This is a genomic window from Erythrobacter donghaensis (genome assembly GCF_002155425.1).
Lineage (GTDB): Bacteria > Pseudomonadota > Alphaproteobacteria > Sphingomonadales > Sphingomonadaceae > Erythrobacter > Erythrobacter donghaensis.
This window is the reverse complement of the sequence record NZ_MUYG01000010.1, coordinates 550,424-566,956: the sequence shown is the minus strand read 5'-3', so window position 1 is coordinate 566,956 and position 16,533 is coordinate 550,424. Positions and strand designations below refer to the sequence as shown.

The following is a 16,533-nucleotide window of genomic DNA, read 5'->3' as shown; positions in this document are numbered from 1 at the left end:
GTCAGAACCGCAGCGTCATGCGCCGCGCCAGCGACGGCGCGATGGATTCGACCAGCCGCAGCGCGCGGGTCATGCCGATATTGGCCTCGTCCCGCCCCTGTTCGAGCGCGACAATGATCTGACGGGCGCATTCTTGCGCTGGCATCTTCTTCATCGGATTGCCGTCGTTCATCTGAGTGTCGACCACTGGCGGCAGCGCCTCGATCACCTTGATCGAGGTGCCCTTCAGCTGTTCGCGCAGGGCCAGCGTGTAAAAGCGAAGTCCCGCCTTGGTCGCGCAATAGACCGGCTGACGCGCCGCCGGAGCGATCGCTAGGCCGCTGGTGACATTGACAATCGCCGCTTGTGGCCGAGCGCGCAAACGCGGGACCAGCGCCGTGATCAGCCGGATCGGGGCGGTGAGGTTGGCATAGATGCCATCATTCGCTGCATCGGGATCGGGAGAACCCTTGCGGAAATCATGATCGACCAGCTGGCCGGCATTATTGATCAGGATGTCGATGTCCCGCTCGCCCAGCATCGCCACCAGCGAATCGACCCCGGCAGCGCTCGACAGGTCAGCAGCGAGGGTCTCGAACCCCTCCGCTGCCATCGCATCGAGCCGCGCGGGATCGCGCCCGGTGAGTATCACCTGCGCTCCCTTGGCCTTGAGCTGCCGCGCCATTTCGCGCCCGATCCCGGCGCTGCCGCCGGTCAGCAGCACGGTCTTGCCGGTTACCCTCATTTGAACAGCACCAGCTCTTCCGCCATGGTCGGGTGGATCGCGACCGTCGCGTCGAAATCGGCCTTGGTCAGCCCGGCCTTCACCGCCACCGCGGCGGCCTGCATGATCTCGGGCGCTTCGGGGCCGATCATGTGGATGCCGACGATCCGGTCATTCGCCGCGTCGACGATCATCTTGTAAAGGCACCGCTCGTTGCGGCCCGCGACCACGTGCTTCATCGGGCGGAAGTCCGACTGGTAGACCTTGATATTGCCGAGGGTGTTGCGCGCCTCGCCCTCGGTCATGCCGACGGCGGCGATGGGCGGATGGCTGAAGACAGCGCTCGGCACGCAGGAATGGTCGACCGCATAGGGCTCGCCCGGGCCGAACACAGAGTCGGCAAAAGCCTGCCCTTCGCGGATCGCCACGGGGGTGAGCTGCACCCGGTCGGTCACGTCGCCCACGGCATAGACGTAAGGCACATTGGTGCGGCTGAATTCGTCGACCACGATCTGCCCGCGCTTGCCGGTCTCGACCCCGATCGTCTCCAGCCCCAGCCCTTCGATATTGGGCAAACGGCCCGTGGCGACCATCACCGCGTCATACTCGCAGGCCTCCTGCCCGGTCAGCCTGACCAACAGGCAGCCGTCGTCCTGCTTCTCGATGCTCTCGAACTCGGCGTTGAAGAGGAAGGTGATGCCCTTGACCATCGAGATTTGCAGCAGCCGGTCACGCAAGCTTGCGTCGTAAGAGCGCAGGATCGTGTCCGAACGGTTGGCGATCGTCACCTTGCAGCCGAATTCGTTGAAGATCCCGGCGAATTCATTGGCGATATAGCCGCCGCCCGCGATCAGGACGCGGCGTGGCAGGCTGTCCAGATGGAACGCCTCGTTCGAGGTGATGACATGCTCGCTGCCGGGGAAAGACGGCACGTGCGGGCGCGCGCCGGTGGCGATCAGGATATGCGCGGCGGTGACGACCTTGCCGCTCGCCAGCGTCACTTCGTGATCGCCGGTGATTGTGGCGCGTTCCTTGAAGATGGTAACATTGTGGTTCGAAAGGGTCTGGCCATAGAGCCCTTCGAGCCGGGTCACGTCGTCGAGCACCCGGTCGCGGAGCGCGATCCAGTCGAAGCTCTTGCCCTCGACCGTCCAGCCAAACCGCTGGGCGTCTTCCAGATCCTCGGCGAAATGCGCGCCATAGACGAGCATCTTCTTGGGCACGCAACCGCGGATGACGCAGGTGCCGCCGACGCGGTATTCCTCGGCCACCGCCACCCGCGCGCCGTGGGCTGCGGCAACGCGGCTGGCGCGCACCCCGCCCGAGCCTGCACCGACGGTAAAGAGGTCAAAGTCGTATTCGTCGGCCACGGCGCGCATCCTTCTGTCTGAGGAAGCGCGATATGGCCCAAGCAACCACAAAAACCAATGGCGAGGCGCACTCCTGTTGCAGGATTTCGCCTCGCCATCATCATGCGTTACGGATCAGGCGTAAGACTGTAGGGGCGCGTCAGACGCTGGCAGCGCGCGGACGACCGCCACCGCCGCCGCCGGAGCGACCGCGACCGCGACCGCCGCCATTGCCGCCATTGCCACCGGGACGGCCACCGCCGCCGGGCTGGCGACGATCACCGCCTCCCGCGGGACGGCCCTGTCCCTGCGCCTGTTGCGGCTTGCGATCGCCCTGCGGACGGCGCTCACCCTGCGGCGCATTGCCGCTGCGGCGCTGATCGCCCTGCTGCGGACGACGCTCGCCGCCCTCACGGCGCTCGCCGCGATGTTCGCCCTGCGGCTTGCGCTGACCCAGCGGACGCGCCTGAACGCGCTTCATCGGCTGGCGCGGCTCAGGCTTGGTCGGGCCTTCGCCCTCGACCACGGCGCGGAAATTGTCGGGCAGCGGCAGGCGATCCAGCTCTGCGCCGGTCACCTTGCGGATATCCTTCAGATAGGCGCGCTCGTCCTCGGCACAAAAGGCGATCGCCACGCCTTCCTTGCCCGCACGCGCGGTGCGGCCGATGCGGTGCACATATTGTTCGGGCACGTTGGGCAGCTCGTAATTGATCACGTGGCTCACGCCCGGAATGTCGATCCCGCGCGCGGCCACATCGGTCGCGATCAGGATCGGCACACGCGCCTTGCGGAACTCGTCAAGCGCGCGCTGGCGCTGAGGCTGCGACTTGTTGCCGTGGATCGCATTGCTCTCGATCCCGGCGTGCGCGAGCTTCTTCACCACGCGGTCCGCGCCGTGCTTGGTGCGGGTGAAGATCAGGATCCGCTCGAATTCTCCGGGCACAGCATGGCGGCGCTGGAGGATCATCTGGAGCAGCGAGAGCTTTTCGTCCTGCTGCACCATGAACAGATACTGGTCGATCCGCTCAGCGGTGGTGCTTTCGGGCGTGACGGAGACCTGCACCGGGTTGTTGCAGAAGCCGCTCACCAGCTCCTTGATCGCCTTGGGCATGGTCGCGCTGAAGAACAGCGTCTGGCGATCCTTGGGGGCCAGCTCCTTGATCTTGCGCAGCGCGTGGATGAAGCCAAGGTCGAGCATCTGGTCGGCTTCGTCGAGCACGAGCACTTCGATCCCGTTGAGATTGAGCGCCTTCTGGTCGATCAGGTCAAGCAAGCGGCCCGGCGTGGCGACCAGAATATCGGTGCCGCGGTGCAGCTTGTTGCGATCCTTGCCCACGCTCGTGCCGCCGACGATGCACTGCACCTTCAGCCCGGCGAGCGCGCCGTAATCCTTGGCGCTGTCGGCGATCTGCACCGCCAGTTCACGCGTCGGGGCGAGCACCAGCATGCGGCAGGACTTGAAGGGGATCTGCTTGTCGGCCTCGCGCAGCCGGTCGATGCTGGGGAGCATGAAGGCGGCGGTCTTGCCGGTGCCGGTCTGCGCGATGCCGAGCAGGTCGCGGCCCTTGAGCACGGCGGGGATCGCCTGCTCCTGAATCGGGGTCGGCGTCGAATAGCCCTTCATGTCGAGGGCCTGGAGCACGGGCTGAGACAGCCCGAGGTCAGCAAAAGTGGTCATGTAATTGAAACTCGCAAATAATCTGCGACGCGCGCAGACCCCCGAACATACGGATGGGGCGCGCGGCGCGGGGGTTGAAACCGCCCGCGTGAAAAGGGAAGTCTTGGGAAAAAATCGAGGCGCGGCCGGGGCGGATGCTTTTAGAATTCCGCCGCTTCACGCATGGCTAGCGCGCTTCGATGGGGCGCAGATGGGCCCTCGGCGCCCGAATGTCAAAGGATTATCGGTCGGGCTGGAAGAATGAAGCAATTTCGACCTTGCCGCGATAGGTGCCCGCAACGGGATTGCCTGCATCATCGCGCGCCGGTTCGAAGCTGACCGAGCGCAAGAACGAGCGGCACACTTCCCGTTCGGTCGAAAGCATCCGGAAGTCGCGTCCGAACCTGCAACCCGTGGCCTTGCCCTCGGCATCGACCGAAAGGCTGTATTCGAGCACCTGCGAGACCATTCCAGCCTGCACCATGCGGCGATAGAGGCGTTCGTAATTGATCGAAACCAGCTGCGGTGTCTGCGATGCCTGCGCGGCGCCGGTTTCGGCAGGCTGCGGGGTCACGGAGGTGCTCGCGGCCAGCGGTACGGAGCCGAGCGCGGCGGCGATAGCGACAAGCTTGAACGAAGCCTGCATCATCTCAGGTGCCTTTCCAAACTGCGACTATGGAAACGGCTGAAATGTAACGCAGTTCCGCCGCAGTGTCACTCCTTTTCGCGCAGTTCCACGTAGTTGAGCGAGCCTTCGTAGCTGCTCTCGACCGGGGCGCCGCTGGCATCGACCGCCGGTTCAAAGGTGTGATGCTTCAGCAGCACCTCGCACAGCTTGTCGTTCACGTAATTCATGCGGAACTTGTCGGTCAGTTCGCAATCGGTCGGCACCCCCGCAGGGTTGACGTCGAGCGTGTAGCCGACTTCGGCACGCCACACCCGCAGGCGCGAGGAGGTCTTCAGAAACTCGCGGTCGCCCGTGAATTCGATCAGGCGCGCGGGCTTGACCTTCGAGCGTGCCGTCCCGTCCCCCTGCGCCTGGTCGTCGGCGGCCACCGGCGCGGCGATGGCGGCAATCAGGGCGATGGCAGGGGTGATGGCAGCACGGATCATGGGGCTTCCTTGCGAGGAGGATGAGAGGCGGCGTTGCGGTTAACGCCGTTCGTCATCCAGAATACGCATTTGGCCGAGAGGTGCAAATCGAACGCGGTGGATGGCGAAAATCCGTTGATTCTTGCCAGCACTCATCAGTTTCAAGTAATTTTCCTACGATCGCACGCAAGCCTGCAACTATTGCGAGGAACAAGTGTGCGTGCGCGCGCAATCACCTGCAGGCACTGTGGCTATCCTGCACCACGCTGGCGCGCTCAGCGCAGTCCCGCGGCGGCCATCAGCGCCATCGTGCTGGCATCGAAGCTGCCCTCGCCCGATTCGATCTGCTTGGCGATCGCCTTGCCCAACTCCACCCCGAACTGGTCGAAGGGATTGATCCCCATCAGCACCGCGCCCGCAAAGGTGCGGTGTTCGTGGAAGGCGATCAGCGCGCCCAGCGCCGCCGCGTCGCAATCGTCGATCAGGAAGGTGGTCGAAGGCCGGTCGCCCGCATAGGCACGCGCCGGATCGTCCGAGGGTTTCCCCGCCATCAGCGCCGCGCCCTGGGCGAGGCAGTTCATCAGCAGGATTCGATGATGCGCCGGGTCGAGCTCGTCACCGGGCGCGATGCTGACGAGGAAATCGACGGGAATCAGGTGCGTGCCCTGATGCAGCAGCTGGAACACCGCGTGCTGCGCGTCCGTCCCCACCCCGCCCCAGGTGATCGCCGCAGTCGGCCCGTCGACCGGTGCGCCCTCGGCGGTCACGCTCTTGCCGTTGGATTCCATTTCGAGCTGCTGGAGATAGTCGGGCAGCAGCGCGAGGCGTTCGTCATAGGCAAACACCGCGCGGGTCTGGCAGCCACGAATCCGGCTGTAGTAGAGGTCGCCGAAAGCCGCCAGCAGCGGCGCATTGGCGCGGCCCTGCGCGGCGCGGAAGTGATCGTCCACCGCCTTCGCGCCGGCCAGCATTTCGCGGAATTCGTCCATCCCCACCGCCAGCGCAACCGGGAAGCCGATGCTGGAGAACAGCGAGTAGCGCCCGCCGACGCTTTCGATGAAAGGCAGCACGCGAGTTTCGTCCACGCCCCATTCAACCGCCTTTTCGGGCGAGGCGGTGAGCGCCACCACCCGCCCGCCGGGGTCTTCGACACCATTATCGGCGAGCCACTTCAATGCGCTGGCGGCGTTGGTCATGGTCTCGATGGTGGTAAAGGTCTTGGAGGCCACTGCGATCAGCGTCGTCGCCGGATCGCAGGCGCGGAACGCCTGTTCGAGCGCCAGCCCGTCGATGTTGGAGACCACGTGGACATCGACCAACGCCAGATCGCGGGTCAGCGCGTCGATCGCCAGCGCGGGCCCGAGCGCCGATCCGCCGATGCCGATGGCGATGCAGTGCTTGACCTCGCCCAGCGCACCTTCATGGATCGCCTCGACCAGCATCCCCATGCGGGCGAGCAGCGCGTCGGCCTCTTCGACCTGCGCCGGGGTGCCGCTGCCGCGCAGCGCGCCATGGGTAGCGGCGCGGCCCTCGGTGGGGTTGACGATCCCGCCGCCGAACAGCGCATCGCGCATCGCGCCGAAATCGGCCGCTTCAGTCAGCGCCTCAAACAGGGTCAGCGCCTCATCGGAAAGGTGGGTCTTTGAAAAGTCGATCAGCATCCCCGCCTCGGCCTCGCTCCCCGGCTCGACCGGCCAGACAATGCGGCGTGTGAGCGCCTCGGGCCGCGCGGGATCGGCGGCGAACAGATCGGCAAGTGTCGGCTGCGGCAGCGCCCGCAGGCCCGCCCACGCCGCGGCAATCCCGGCTTCGTCGCGGCCTGTCTCGGAAGTGCTCATAACCGTTCCCCTTTGCGCAAGTGTGCGGCTGCGAGTAAGGGCACGGGTGATGGATGTTAAGACCCAATCGCTCCGGGATACGCCGCCCGCCGCCCAAGCTGCACGCACGGGCGAAAGCTGGGGCGGATTTGTCTGGTTTATCATCAAGCTGTTGCTGGCGGTGCTGGCCTTTCGCGTATTCGTATTCTCGCCCTTCTCGATCCCGACCGAGAGCATGTTGCCGCGTCTGATGACAGCCGATTACCTGCTCGCGGCCAAGTGGCCCTATGGCATCTCCCGCCACTCCCTGCCCTTCGACCTTCCGCTCCCCGATGGCCGCCTGCTGGCGCGCACGCCCGAGCGCGGGGATATCGTGATCTTCAAGCATCCGGTCGACGGGCAGGACTATATCAAGCGGGTGATCGGACTGCCGGGGGACCGCGTGGCGGTCGTGAATGGCGAGGTGCTGCTCAACGGCGAGGCGCTGGCGCGTGAGGCCCTGCCCGCTCTGGCTGTGCCGATGTCGCCCAACACCCTGTGCGGATCGGCCGATGTCGTCCGCACCGCCGACGGGGCCGAGGCCTGCCGCTACACCGCCTTTCGCGAGACCCTGCCGGGCGGCCCGTCCTATACGGTGCTCGACCTCGGAACCGTGCCGGGGGCCGACACCTTCGCCGAAGTCACCGTGCCGCCCGGCCGCCTGTTCGTGATGGGCGACAACCGCGACAGCTCGCTGGACAGCCGGTTCGAGGCTGCTGCCGGTTTCGGCGTGGGGCTGGTGCCCGAGGATCTGCTGGTCGGGCGCGCCACCATCATCGTGTGGTCGACCGATGGCAGCGCCGAGTGGGGCAATCCGCTCACATGGTTCTCCGCCGCGCGCTGGGACCGCATCGGAAACCTGTTGTGACCGGCCTTTCGCCCGATGCGCGCGCATGGCTGGAACAGCACGGCTTTATCCCCACCGACGATGCCGTCTGGCTGGAGGCGCTGACCCACGGCAGTTTCAACGGATCGGGCCCGGCCGATGCGGCGGATTACCAGCGGCTCGAATTCCTCGGCGACCGGGTGCTGGGCCTCTCGGTTGCAGCCTGGCTGTTCCGCGCGGGCGACGCGCCCGAAGGCAAGCTCTCGCAGCGTCTCAACGCGCTCGTCAGCGGCACCACCTGTGCACGGATCGCACGGAGCATCGGCCTGCCCGAACACATCCGCCTCGGCAAGCAGGCGCGCGACGATGGCGGGGCGGACAGCGACAAGATCCTTGGCGACGTGATGGAGGCGCTGATCGGCGCCTGCTTCATCGAGCACGGCTTCGATACCGCACAGGGCCTGATCTATCGCCTCTGGGCCAAGGAACTCGAAGGCGACGTCGGCAAGGCCAAGCACCCCAAGAGCGCCTTGCAGGAATGGGCGGCCGGCAATCGCCGCGCGCCGCCGGTCTACACCGTCACCGACCGCTCCGGCCCCGATCACGCGGCGCGCTTCACGGTCGAAGTCAGCGTGCGCAACGTCGGCAATGCCGAAGCGACCGCGAGCAGCAAAGGCGAGGCCGAGCGGCTGGCGGCCAAGGCCTTTCTGGAGCGGTTCGGATAAATGTTCTTGAAATGTTTCACGTGAAACATCGGCCTCCCGTGCAATTGCGAAGCGGGATCGCCCCGAAGACCCGGCCACTGCCCTTCGACAAGTGCGCAACGAAGCGATAAGAGCCGCGCATGACCGAACCCACCTCCCCTTCCCCCTCCCCTGCCACCCGCTGCGGCGTCGTCGCCGTGCTCGGCGCGCCCAATGCGGGCAAATCGACGCTGGTGAACAGTCTCGTCGGCCAGAAGGTCGCGATCACCAGTGCCAAGGCGCAGACCACCCGCGCGCGGATGCTCGGCATTGCGCTGCACGCGGTGGACGATGCGCCGACCCAGATGATTCTCGTCGACACGCCGGGCATCTTCGCCCCGAAGCGCCGCCTCGACCGCGCGATGGTGAGCGCTGCCTGGGAAGGCGCGGAAGCCGCCGACGCTGTGCTGCTGCTGGTCGATCCGATCAAGCAGCGCCGCCACGAGCTGGAACCGTTGCTGGAGACGCTGAGCGGCAGGCCCGAACGCAAGATCCTCGTCCTCAACAAGGTCGACCGCGCCAAGAAAGAGCCGCTGCTGGCGCTCGCGCAGGAACTGGCCGTCAAGGTCGATTTCGCCGAGATCTTCTTCATCTCGGCGCTGAGCGGCGAGGGTGTCGGCGAATTGAAGGATCACCTCGCGCGAATGATGCCCGAGGGCGACTGGATGTATCCCGAGGATCAGGTCTCCGACGCCTCGGAACGCCTGCTCGCCGCCGAGATCACGCGCGAACAGCTTTACCAGCAGCTCCACGAGGAACTGCCCTACGACAGCGCGGTGCGGCCCGAGCGTTACGAGCTGCGCAAGGATGGCAGCGTCGAGATTCACCAGCAGATCGTCGTCACCCGCGACAACCAGCGCGCGATCGTGCTCGGCAAGGGTGGCTCCAAGATCAAGGCGATCGGCGAGGCGGCGCGCAAGGAGCTCATGGAAGTGCTGGGGGTGAAGGTGCACCTGTTCCTGCACGTGAAGGTGCTGGAGAACTGGGCCGAAGACAAGGAACTGTTCGAGGAGATCGGGCTGGACTGGGTGCGCTAAGCATAACGTAACCATCTGGCCTTATTGGCTTGTTCCGAAAGGAACAACGACGTGGCATGGGATAAGGATCAGGATTTCCGTCTTTCGACGATCTACGTCGATCAAGAAAAATTCGGCTCCGACGACCCTTGGACGGTGATCGACGCCTTTGCCGAGTTTGCCAGACTTGCGCACGAAATCGGCGGACTGAAAAGCATCGAGCTCCCGGCTGAAGTCCTCTGGAACAGCCAAGTCACCTATTACCATGCTCAGGTCAGGCGCAACGGCCATCTGCTTTACGTCGGCAATGCTCGCAAGATGCCCGCAAACGACGACGCCTGCGCCCGTGGCCTCGCTGCAGCGGGACTGCACGAGTTCGCAGACATCAGGCGCCGCTTCGTCGAGACGTTCGCGGGTCTCGGCATTGATCCTGAACAGGTCAATGCAAGATATGACGAGCTTCGCAGCGATGCTGCATTCGAGCAGAATTTCGCGCAATTCGACTCCGCATATTATGCCGTCGACGAGCAGCATGTCCTGACAACGCGCGTGGCATGGCTCAGAAGTCTTGCAAACGTCAGACCCTGCTCCATCGAACAGGTGAAAGAGGCTATCGAGCACGACACGCAGGCTGCTCCTTTGCGTAAAGCACGGCTCGAAATCCTGCAGGCCACCCGGCGGCAGGAAAGGATCGATCGGGCCAGAGAACGCAACCGGCGCTACTTCTTCGATCAGGAACTTCTCGACGTGGGGAACGGGATCCTCAGCATGCTCGAATTGCGGGACGGCCCGACTGAGGTTCACCCGTTTTACGAGTTGATACCCAACAAAGGTCTTGCTTGGCCGGTCGACGACGAGAAGGCTGACGACACCTATCTCGTCATCGATGTTTTCAGCGGCTTTGCCGGTCTGACGCGCAGTTACGATAAGGATGTGGGCCCCATCAAGGTGCCGCAGTCGGTCATCGATCGCTTCAAGGCCGAAGTCGAAAACGCTGTCCCGGTTGATCTTTGAAGGGCGCGAGAGGCTTATCCCGAACCCGCCGCGAAACGTGATGCTTCGGATATCGTTCCCGGTGGCAGAAAAAATTTTACACCCCAAGGGAACAAGATCCCGGTTGTGCCCCTTGTCCCGGTATGTCCGAGCCCATCCTCATAGTCGAAGATGAATTTTTCATCGCCTTCGAGATGCAGAACATTCTCGAAAAGAACGGCTACGCGGTCGCCGGTGTCGCTGCCGACAGCGACGGTGCGCTTGCCAAGGCGGCGGATGGCGTGGCGCTGGCGCTGGTCGATCTTCACCTGCGCGACGGACTGACCGGGCCGCAGATCGGTGAGCGACTGGCGAATGAATTCGGCATAACGGTGCTGTTCGTCACCGCCAACCCGCTCCTGCTTGGCGCGGGCATTGCCGGAACCGTTGGCGTGATCAGCAAGCCCGCCGATCCCAACAGCCTGCTTGCAGCGGTCAGCTACGCGTTGGAGCGTCGGCGCGGTTACAGCATCGATCCGCCCGAAGGGCTCAGCTGCTTCAACTGATCAGTGGCGGCTCAGCCGCTCCGCGAGCACCTTTACCTCGACACGCAGGCCATCAGACGCCCAGTCGCGCGTGATCGTGCCGCCCAATTGACCGTCGATCGCGATCTCGGTCAGCTGCGTGCCGAACCCGCTTTCGCTCGGCGCGACCACCGGGGGACCATTCGATTCGGTCCAGGTGATCGTCACCTCACCGTCCTTCACCACAATGACAATCGCCACACGGCCTTCGGGAGCGGACAGCGCGCCATACTTCATCGAATTGGTCGCAAACTCGTGGAACGCCAGACCGATCGGAGTGGCGCCGCGATCGTCGACCGCCAGATCGTCACCTTCGATGGTGAGCCGGCCTTCGTCGAGCGCGGGATAGGGTTGCAGCAGCTGCCGCAGCATTTCCTTCAGCGTCGGAGAGCCGAGGTGCGGTGCGCTCTCCTCGCTGTGCGGCCGGGCATAGTCATGCGCGCGCCCCAGCGAGGCGACCCGCGCCTGCAACTGGTTGGCGAGATCCTTCATCTCGGGGAACTGCCGCGCCGAGATGCCGATGATCCCGCCGATCACTGCGAAGATGTTCTTGATGCGGTGGCTGAGCTCGCGGCTCAGCACCGCGTTCATCGACGCGATTTCCTTCTGTTCGTGGATGTCGGTGCAGGTGCCGACCCAGCGAATGATTTCTCCGTCGTCATCACGCACCGGCAGCGCGCGGCCCAGCGTCCAGCGATATTCGCCGCTGTGGTGACGCAGGCGATATTCGATCTCGTAAGGCTCACCCGTCTCGAGACTGTGCCGCCAAATGCCCCAGGCGCGTTCCTGATCCTCGGGGTAAAACATGTCGTTCCAGCCCTCGCCATCGGTCGATCCGGGCGGCGCGCCGGTGAATTCGTACCAGCGCGCATTGTAATAATCGTGCGAGCCGTCCGGCAGGGTCGACCAGACCATCTGCGGCATGGCATCCGCCAGCTGGCGAAAGGTAATCTGCCCGATCTTGGGCGATTGAGTCTGATCGAAGGTCGTCGGCATTGCGGGATCCGGAAAGGTTGCAAGGCTCGGCCCTGCGGACCGACTCCGTTCGCAAAAGCGCAAGGCCTTGTCTAGGCTCCGCTTGTCCAACAAATGTTGTTTTTGGGCGGGCTTAGCCCCGTCCCAGCTTCTCCAGCTTCGTCCGCAAGGCGGCCTGGACGACTTGACGAAGTGATCGTCCGCGCCTGCCCGAAATCCCGCGCCCGCTATCCTCGCTCCGCCCCCACGGCCAGCCCGCGCGCCAACAGCGCAAGGCCGCCAAAATAGGTCAGCCAGGAGAGCCAGCCCCACGACCTCGGACCCGTCGACGCGGTCATGTCCACCACCACAACCGCGTCGGACAGGAAGAATATGCCGTAACCCAGCGCCACCAACGCCAGCGGCAGGGTGCTGCGCGCCGCAAGCGCGGTGGCGATCGCCGAGAACAGCGGGAAGATCGCAAACAGCGGCGATCCGCCAAGCTGCAACACCGTTACCAGGCTCGCCAGCGCGAGGCAGAGCACCAGCGCTGCTAGCGCCAGTGCGGGGCCCTTGGCATGCTGGCGCAAATCGAGCTTCGCAAAGGTGCTCGCCGCGACCACATGCGCGGCGGTAAACACCACGCCCGAGGCTATCGCCTGTCCCAATGCGAGCATCAGATCAGCGAACCAGATCAAGGCGAAGGTCACCGCGAGGCGCTGCAGCCTGGTCCCGCGGGTGGCGAGAAAGGTGCTCAACACCAGCGCGCCGGTCGCCGCGCACTTCCAGCTGACGACTAGCGCTCCCGGCAGATCAGCAAGAAACGTGAAGCCGAGCCCCGACCTTGCGGCCGCGCCGAACCAATAGCCTGTGCCCAGCACAAGACCGAGGAGCCAGAGATTGCGTGCTGCCAGATTCTGATCCATGTCGCCCCCGACGCTGACGTCTGGGATGAGCTAGACCTTGACGGGAATTGTGGCAAGGATCAGGCTCTTAGCCCCGTCCCAGCTTCTCCAGCTTCGTCCGCAAGGCGGTCTCGTCGAAGGGCTTGACGATGTAGTCGTCGGCCCCTGCGGCGATGCCGTCATGGATGTCCTTGGCCTCGCCGTTCGAGGTGCAGAACACCACCACCGGCTCCTTGGGCGTGGGGATGCTGCGCAGTTTGGTGACAAACTCGATGCCGTCCATTTCGGGCATGTTCCAGTCGGTCAGCACCAGATCGGGCATCGATTTCTTGCACCGGGCGAGCGCTTCTTCGCCGTTTTCGGCTTCGACGGGCACATAGCCGAGGCTGATCGCGATCTTGCTCGAAACCTTGCGGATCACGCGGCTGTCGTCGACGATCAGACAGGTGCGGGCGGTCGCTGTCGGGGCGGTTTGCCCGGCATAGCGATCGCGCATAGCCTTGGCGGCGGCGACGATCGCGGCGGTGTTGTCTGTTTCGTCCGTAGCGGTGGCGGCAGGCCGGGCGGGCTGTGCGGCTTCGACGCTGGCAGCCGCTTGGGCGCGCGCGGCATCTTCCTCGGCAGCGGCGAGCCCGGCTTCCAGCGCCTTCTCATTCTGCGCGAGCTTTTCGGCCAGCGTCTTGCCTTCCATCGCGGGGCGGCGGCCGGGGCCGGAATGGCGCTTGATCAGATTCTGCACTGCTAGCGCCCCCCACCCATCGCGGCCCGTCCGGTTTCGTAGGACTGCGCGGCAAAATCGTCCGAATAGGGATCGGCCTCCAGCGTGCCGACCATCTCGCCGGGCGTCACGCGGACGTGGAGATAGGGCATCCAGACATCGCCGAATTCGGCCTTCTGGTACCACACGTCGAGCACATCGTAGCTCGCCCACATCCCGTCCGGTTCGCGCAGCCGCAGTCCTTCGCCAATGCGCGGGACAGCGGCAAAGCGGATCCGGCTCTGGGTCTGGTGAGTCTCGTTCTGGACTTCAATTTCGATCACGGCGGGAACCCTTTTTCCGGCCACCGTGGTAGAGTCCAAATGCTTTATTATTTGCAAACAAACGAGGCACCGGAGCGGCATTTGCACCGCTCCGGGGCTTCGTCTTGTCGCAAGGTCAGGCCGATCCCGCCGGAGCCTTCTTTTTCGCCGCAGCCTTTTTCGCTGCCGGCTTCTTGGCCGCGGCTTTCTTGGGCGCAGCTTTCTTGGGGGCAGCCTTCTTCTTCGCCTTCCCCTTGGCCGGGCCCTTGGCGATGCGCGCGTCGATCAGCGCGATCGCGGCGTCGAGGGTCACGTCCTCGGGCTTGGTGTCGCGCGGGATCGTCGCGTTGGTGGTGCCGTCGGTGACATAGGGCCCGAAGCGGCCCGGCATGACCTTGATCTCGCCGCCGCTGACCGGGTGCGCACCCAGCGATGCGATCGGCTCGGACTTGCCGCGCACCGCCCCGCCCCGGTTGGCGGCCTCGGCCAGAATGGCGACGGCCCGGTTCATGCCGACCTCAAACACCTCTCGCGTGTTCGACAGCTTGCCGTATTTACCGTCATGCCTGAGATATGGCCCGTAACGCCCGATATTGGCTTCGATCTCCAGCCCCGTATCGGGATGCGCGCCGATGATGCGCGGCAGATCGAGCAGCTTCACCGCCCAATCCAGATCGAAATCGTCGAGATCCTTGGGGATGCTCGCGCGCTTGGCTTCCTTGCCCTCGCCCATCTGGACATAGGGCCCGAAACGGCCGGTCTTGCGGTGGATGTCCTCGCCGGTTTCGGGGTGCTGGGCGATCACGCCGTCATCGGCCCCGTCCTCGCCATCCGCGCCCGGCTGGGCAAAGCGGCGGGTGAACTTGCACTCGGGGTAATTGGCGCAGGCGACAAAGGCACCGAACTTGCCGCCACGCAAGCTGAGGCGCCCTCCCGAGCGGCCCTCGCTCGCGCAGAGCGGGCAGGCGCGCGGGTCGCTGCCGTCTTCGCGGGGCGGGAAGAGGAAGTCGGAGAGATATTCGTCCAGCGCCTCGGTCACTTCCGAGGGCAGCTTGTCCATCACCTCGTCGGCCTTGGGCTTGAAGTCGCGCCAGAAGCGTTCGAGCAGCACCTTGTATTCCTCGCGCCCGTCGGAGACGACGTCGAGCTCGTCCTCCATCCCGGCGGTGAAATCATATGCGACATAGGTGGGGAAGAAGCGTTCGAGGAACGCGGTCAGCAGCCGCCCGCTCTCCTCGGCGAAGAAGCGGTTCTTCTCCATCCGCACGTAATTGCGATCGCGCAGGGTCTGGATGGTCGAGGCATAGGTCGAAGGCCGCCCGATGCCGAGCTCTTCCAGCCGCTTGACGAGCGACGCTTCCGAAAAGCGCGGCGGCGGCTGGGTGAAGTGCTGCGTGGCATCGACGCCGAGCTTGGCCGGGCAATCGCCCGCCTTCATCACCGGCAGCAGGCCGCTCTCGTCATCGTCGGCATCGTCGAAGCCTTCCTGATAGACTGCGAGGAAGCCCGGGAAGCGCACCACCTGCCCGGTTGCGCGCAATTCGTGCTGACCGGTCGCATCGCGGAAGGTGACGGTGGTGCGTTCGAGCTGCGCGGTCGCCATCTGGCTCGCCATCGCGCGCTTGAAAATAAGGTCGTAAAGCTTGGCCTCATCGCCCGTCCCGGCGCGTTCGCGGGTGAAATCGGTCGGGCGGATCGCTTCGTGCGCTTCCTGCGCGTTCTTGGCCTTGGTGCTGTAGAAGCGCGGCTTTTCGGGGCGGTAATCTTCGCTGAAGCGTGCAGCGATGGCATCGCGCGCGGCAAGAATCGCACTCATGTCCATCTGCACGCCGTCGGTCCGCATATAGGTGATCGCGCCCGCCTCGTAGAGCGACTGCGCCAGCCGCATCGTGTGCTGCGCCGAATAGCCGAGCTTGCGCGCGGCCTCCTGCTGGAGCGTCGAGGTGGTGAAGGGCGGCGCGGGGTTGCGCTTGACCGGTTTGGTCTCGACGCCTTCGACGGTGAAGCGCCCCGCCTCGACGGCGGCCTTGGCCTCCATTGCAATGCCCTGTGCGCCGAGGCTCAGCTTCTCCAGCTTCTCGCCCCGGAACCTGACGAGACGCGCATCGAAGGCCGTGCCATCGTGCTGCATCTTCGCGACGACGCTCCAGTATTCCTCCGCACGGAAAGCCTCGATCTCGCGCTCGCGCTCGACGATCAGGCGCAGCGCGACCGATTGCACGCGGCCCGCGCTCTTGGCCCCGGGGAGCTTGCGCCACAGCACCGGCGAAAGCGTGAAGCCGAACAGATAATCGAGCGCGCGGCGCGCCAAATAGGCGTCGATCAGCGGCTGATCGAGCTCGCGCGGGCGGGTCATCGCCTCGGTCACGGCCTGCTTTGTAATCGCGTTGAAGGTGACGCGGTCGACCTTGGCGGGCAGGCTCTTGCGCTTCTTCAGCAGTTCCTGAACGTGCCAGCTGATCGCCTCGCCCTCGCGGTCGGGGTCGGTCGCAAGCACGAGGCGGCTCGCGCCCTTGGCCGCATCGGCGATTTCCTTGAAGCGGCTCTGCTTGTCGCTGTAGAGCTGCCACTCCATCGCAAAGTCCTCGTCCGGCTTCACGCTCCCATCCTTGGGCGGCAGATCGCGGACATGGCCGTAGGATGCGAGAACCTTGAAGTCCTTGCCGAGATATTTCTCGATGGTTTTCGCCTTGGCGGGGGATTCGACGATGACAAGTTGCATGGGCTGAGAGAGGTATCCCTTACGTGTACGTGTGCGCGAGGGTGAAGCGGCCCGCGGCAATGCGTCAAGCAGGAAGTCGCGCTCCGCCCGCCGCGTGCATATGGCGCTCCGGCCCGCGGAAGGGAACACCTGCG

At 64.9% G+C, this 16,533-nt stretch carries 16 protein-coding genes; 5 read left to right on the top strand and 11 right to left on the bottom strand.

What is annotated here, in order from left to right; genetic code table 11:
• Position 1 precedes the first annotated feature (1 nt).
• The 6 genes from BZF59_RS11220 to pgi form a co-directional block, all read right to left on the bottom strand.
• Positions 2-724, bottom strand: coding sequence for an SDR family oxidoreductase (locus BZF59_RS11220; RefSeq protein WP_086608315.1), 723 nt, complete (start codon positions 722-724; stop codon positions 2-4).
• A complete protein-coding gene (gorA, locus tag BZF59_RS11215) occupies positions 721-2,082 on the bottom strand; it encodes a glutathione-disulfide reductase (protein ID WP_086608314.1) in 1,362 nt (453 codons plus the stop codon). Before gorA ends, BZF59_RS11220 begins: the two co-directional genes overlap by 4 nt.
• A 130-nt stretch (positions 2,083-2,212) precedes the next feature.
• Entirely contained in the window at positions 2,213-3,730 is a 1,518-nt protein-coding gene (locus BZF59_RS11210; protein WP_086608313.1) for a DEAD/DEAH box helicase, read from the bottom strand.
• A 220-nt stretch (positions 3,731-3,950) separates the two neighbouring features.
• A complete protein-coding gene (locus BZF59_RS11205; RefSeq protein WP_086608312.1) occupies positions 3,951-4,358 on the bottom strand; it encodes a hypothetical protein in 408 nt (135 codons plus the stop codon).
• A gap of 65 nt (positions 4,359-4,423) precedes the next feature.
• Entirely contained in the window at positions 4,424-4,822 is a 399-nt protein-coding gene (locus tag BZF59_RS11200) for a hypothetical protein (protein WP_086608311.1), read from the bottom strand.
• Between the two features lie 254 nt (positions 4,823-5,076).
• The gene (gene pgi, locus BZF59_RS11195) at positions 5,077-6,639 is read right to left on the bottom strand and encodes a glucose-6-phosphate isomerase (protein WP_086608310.1); all 1,563 of its coding nucleotides are present in this window, start codon (positions 6,637-6,639) and stop codon (positions 5,077-5,079) included.
• A 49-nt stretch (positions 6,640-6,688) separates the two neighbouring features.
• Here pgi and lepB point away from each other — a divergent pair, with 49 nt between their 5' ends.
• From lepB to BZF59_RS11170, 5 genes are all read left to right on the top strand, one after another.
• Positions 6,689-7,525: a signal peptidase I gene (gene lepB, locus BZF59_RS11190; RefSeq protein WP_086608309.1), complete on the top strand. Its 837-nt coding sequence runs from the start codon at positions 6,689-6,691 to the stop codon at positions 7,523-7,525.
• Positions 7,522-8,208 carry a ribonuclease III gene (gene rnc, locus BZF59_RS11185; RefSeq protein WP_245806121.1) on the top strand — a complete coding sequence of 229 codons (687 nt, stop codon included), beginning with the start codon at positions 7,522-7,524 and terminating at the stop codon, positions 8,206-8,208. Before lepB ends, rnc begins: the two co-directional genes overlap by 4 nt.
• A 119-nt stretch (positions 8,209-8,327) precedes the next feature.
• The gene (gene era / locus BZF59_RS11180) at positions 8,328-9,263 is read left to right on the top strand and encodes a GTPase Era (protein ID WP_086608307.1); all 936 of its coding nucleotides are present in this window, start codon (positions 8,328-8,330) and stop codon (positions 9,261-9,263) included.
• A gap of 51 nt (positions 9,264-9,314) precedes the next feature.
• On the top strand, positions 9,315-10,256 hold the full coding sequence (locus tag BZF59_RS11175) for a DMP19 family protein (RefSeq protein WP_086608306.1): 942 nt from the start codon (positions 9,315-9,317) through the stop codon (positions 10,254-10,256).
• A gap of 122 nt (positions 10,257-10,378) precedes the next feature.
• Entirely contained in the window at positions 10,379-10,780 is a 402-nt protein-coding gene (locus BZF59_RS11170; protein WP_086608305.1) for a response regulator, read from the top strand.
• Here BZF59_RS11170 and BZF59_RS11165 read toward each other — a convergent pair whose 3' ends face one another.
• The 5 genes from BZF59_RS11165 to topA all read right to left on the bottom strand — a co-directional run bounded on the left by BZF59_RS11165 (position 10,781) and on the right by topA (position 16,399).
• Positions 10,781-11,794: a sensor histidine kinase gene (locus BZF59_RS11165; RefSeq protein WP_086608304.1), complete on the bottom strand. Its 1,014-nt coding sequence runs from the start codon at positions 11,792-11,794 to the stop codon at positions 10,781-10,783.
• Between the two features lie 206 nt (positions 11,795-12,000).
• Positions 12,001-12,678: a lysoplasmalogenase family protein gene (locus BZF59_RS11160; protein ID WP_086608303.1), complete on the bottom strand. Its 678-nt coding sequence runs from the start codon at positions 12,676-12,678 to the stop codon at positions 12,001-12,003.
• A 67-nt stretch (positions 12,679-12,745) separates the two neighbouring features.
• Positions 12,746-13,396, bottom strand: coding sequence for a response regulator (locus tag BZF59_RS16495; RefSeq protein ID WP_281251657.1), 651 nt, complete (start codon positions 13,394-13,396; stop codon positions 12,746-12,748).
• 2 nt (positions 13,397-13,398) lie between these two features.
• On the bottom strand, positions 13,399-13,698 hold the full coding sequence (locus BZF59_RS11150) for a hypothetical protein (RefSeq protein WP_245806120.1): 300 nt from the start codon (positions 13,696-13,698) through the stop codon (positions 13,399-13,401).
• A gap of 115 nt (positions 13,699-13,813) precedes the next feature.
• Entirely contained in the window at positions 13,814-16,399 is a 2,586-nt protein-coding gene (gene topA / locus BZF59_RS11145; RefSeq protein WP_086608302.1) for a type I DNA topoisomerase, read from the bottom strand.
• Positions 16,400-16,533: the final 134 nt, after the last annotated feature.

Excerpts from the sequence above, each read along its gene's own strand:
- BZF59_RS11220 (WP_086608315.1), bottom strand. The coding sequence starts at position 724 with ATGAGGGTAACCGGCAAGACCGTGCTGCTGACCGGCGGCAGCGCCGGG.
- gorA (WP_086608314.1), bottom strand. The coding sequence starts at position 2,082 with ATGCGCGCCGTGGCCGACGAATACGACTTTGACCTCTTTACCGTCGGT.
- BZF59_RS11210 (WP_086608313.1), bottom strand. The coding sequence starts at position 3,730 with ATGACCACTTTTGCTGACCTCGGGCTGTCTCAGCCCGTGCTCCAGGCC.
- BZF59_RS11205 (WP_086608312.1), bottom strand. The coding sequence starts at position 4,358 with ATGATGCAGGCTTCGTTCAAGCTTGTCGCTATCGCCGCCGCGCTCGGC.
- BZF59_RS11200 (WP_086608311.1), bottom strand. The coding sequence starts at position 4,822 with ATGATCCGTGCTGCCATCACCCCTGCCATCGCCCTGATTGCCGCCATC.
- pgi (WP_086608310.1), bottom strand. The coding sequence starts at position 6,639 with ATGAGCACTTCCGAGACAGGCCGCGACGAAGCCGGGATTGCCGCGGCG.
- lepB (WP_086608309.1), top strand. The coding sequence starts at position 6,689 with ATGGATGTTAAGACCCAATCGCTCCGGGATACGCCGCCCGCCGCCCAA.
- era (WP_086608307.1), top strand. The coding sequence starts at position 8,328 with ATGACCGAACCCACCTCCCCTTCCCCCTCCCCTGCCACCCGCTGCGGC.
- BZF59_RS11170 (WP_086608305.1), top strand. The coding sequence starts at position 10,379 with ATGTCCGAGCCCATCCTCATAGTCGAAGATGAATTTTTCATCGCCTTC.
- BZF59_RS11165 (WP_086608304.1), bottom strand. The coding sequence starts at position 11,794 with ATGCCGACGACCTTCGATCAGACTCAATCGCCCAAGATCGGGCAGATT.
- BZF59_RS11160 (WP_086608303.1), bottom strand. The coding sequence starts at position 12,678 with ATGGATCAGAATCTGGCAGCACGCAATCTCTGGCTCCTCGGTCTTGTG.
- topA (WP_086608302.1), bottom strand. The coding sequence starts at position 16,399 with ATGCAACTTGTCATCGTCGAATCCCCCGCCAAGGCGAAAACCATCGAG.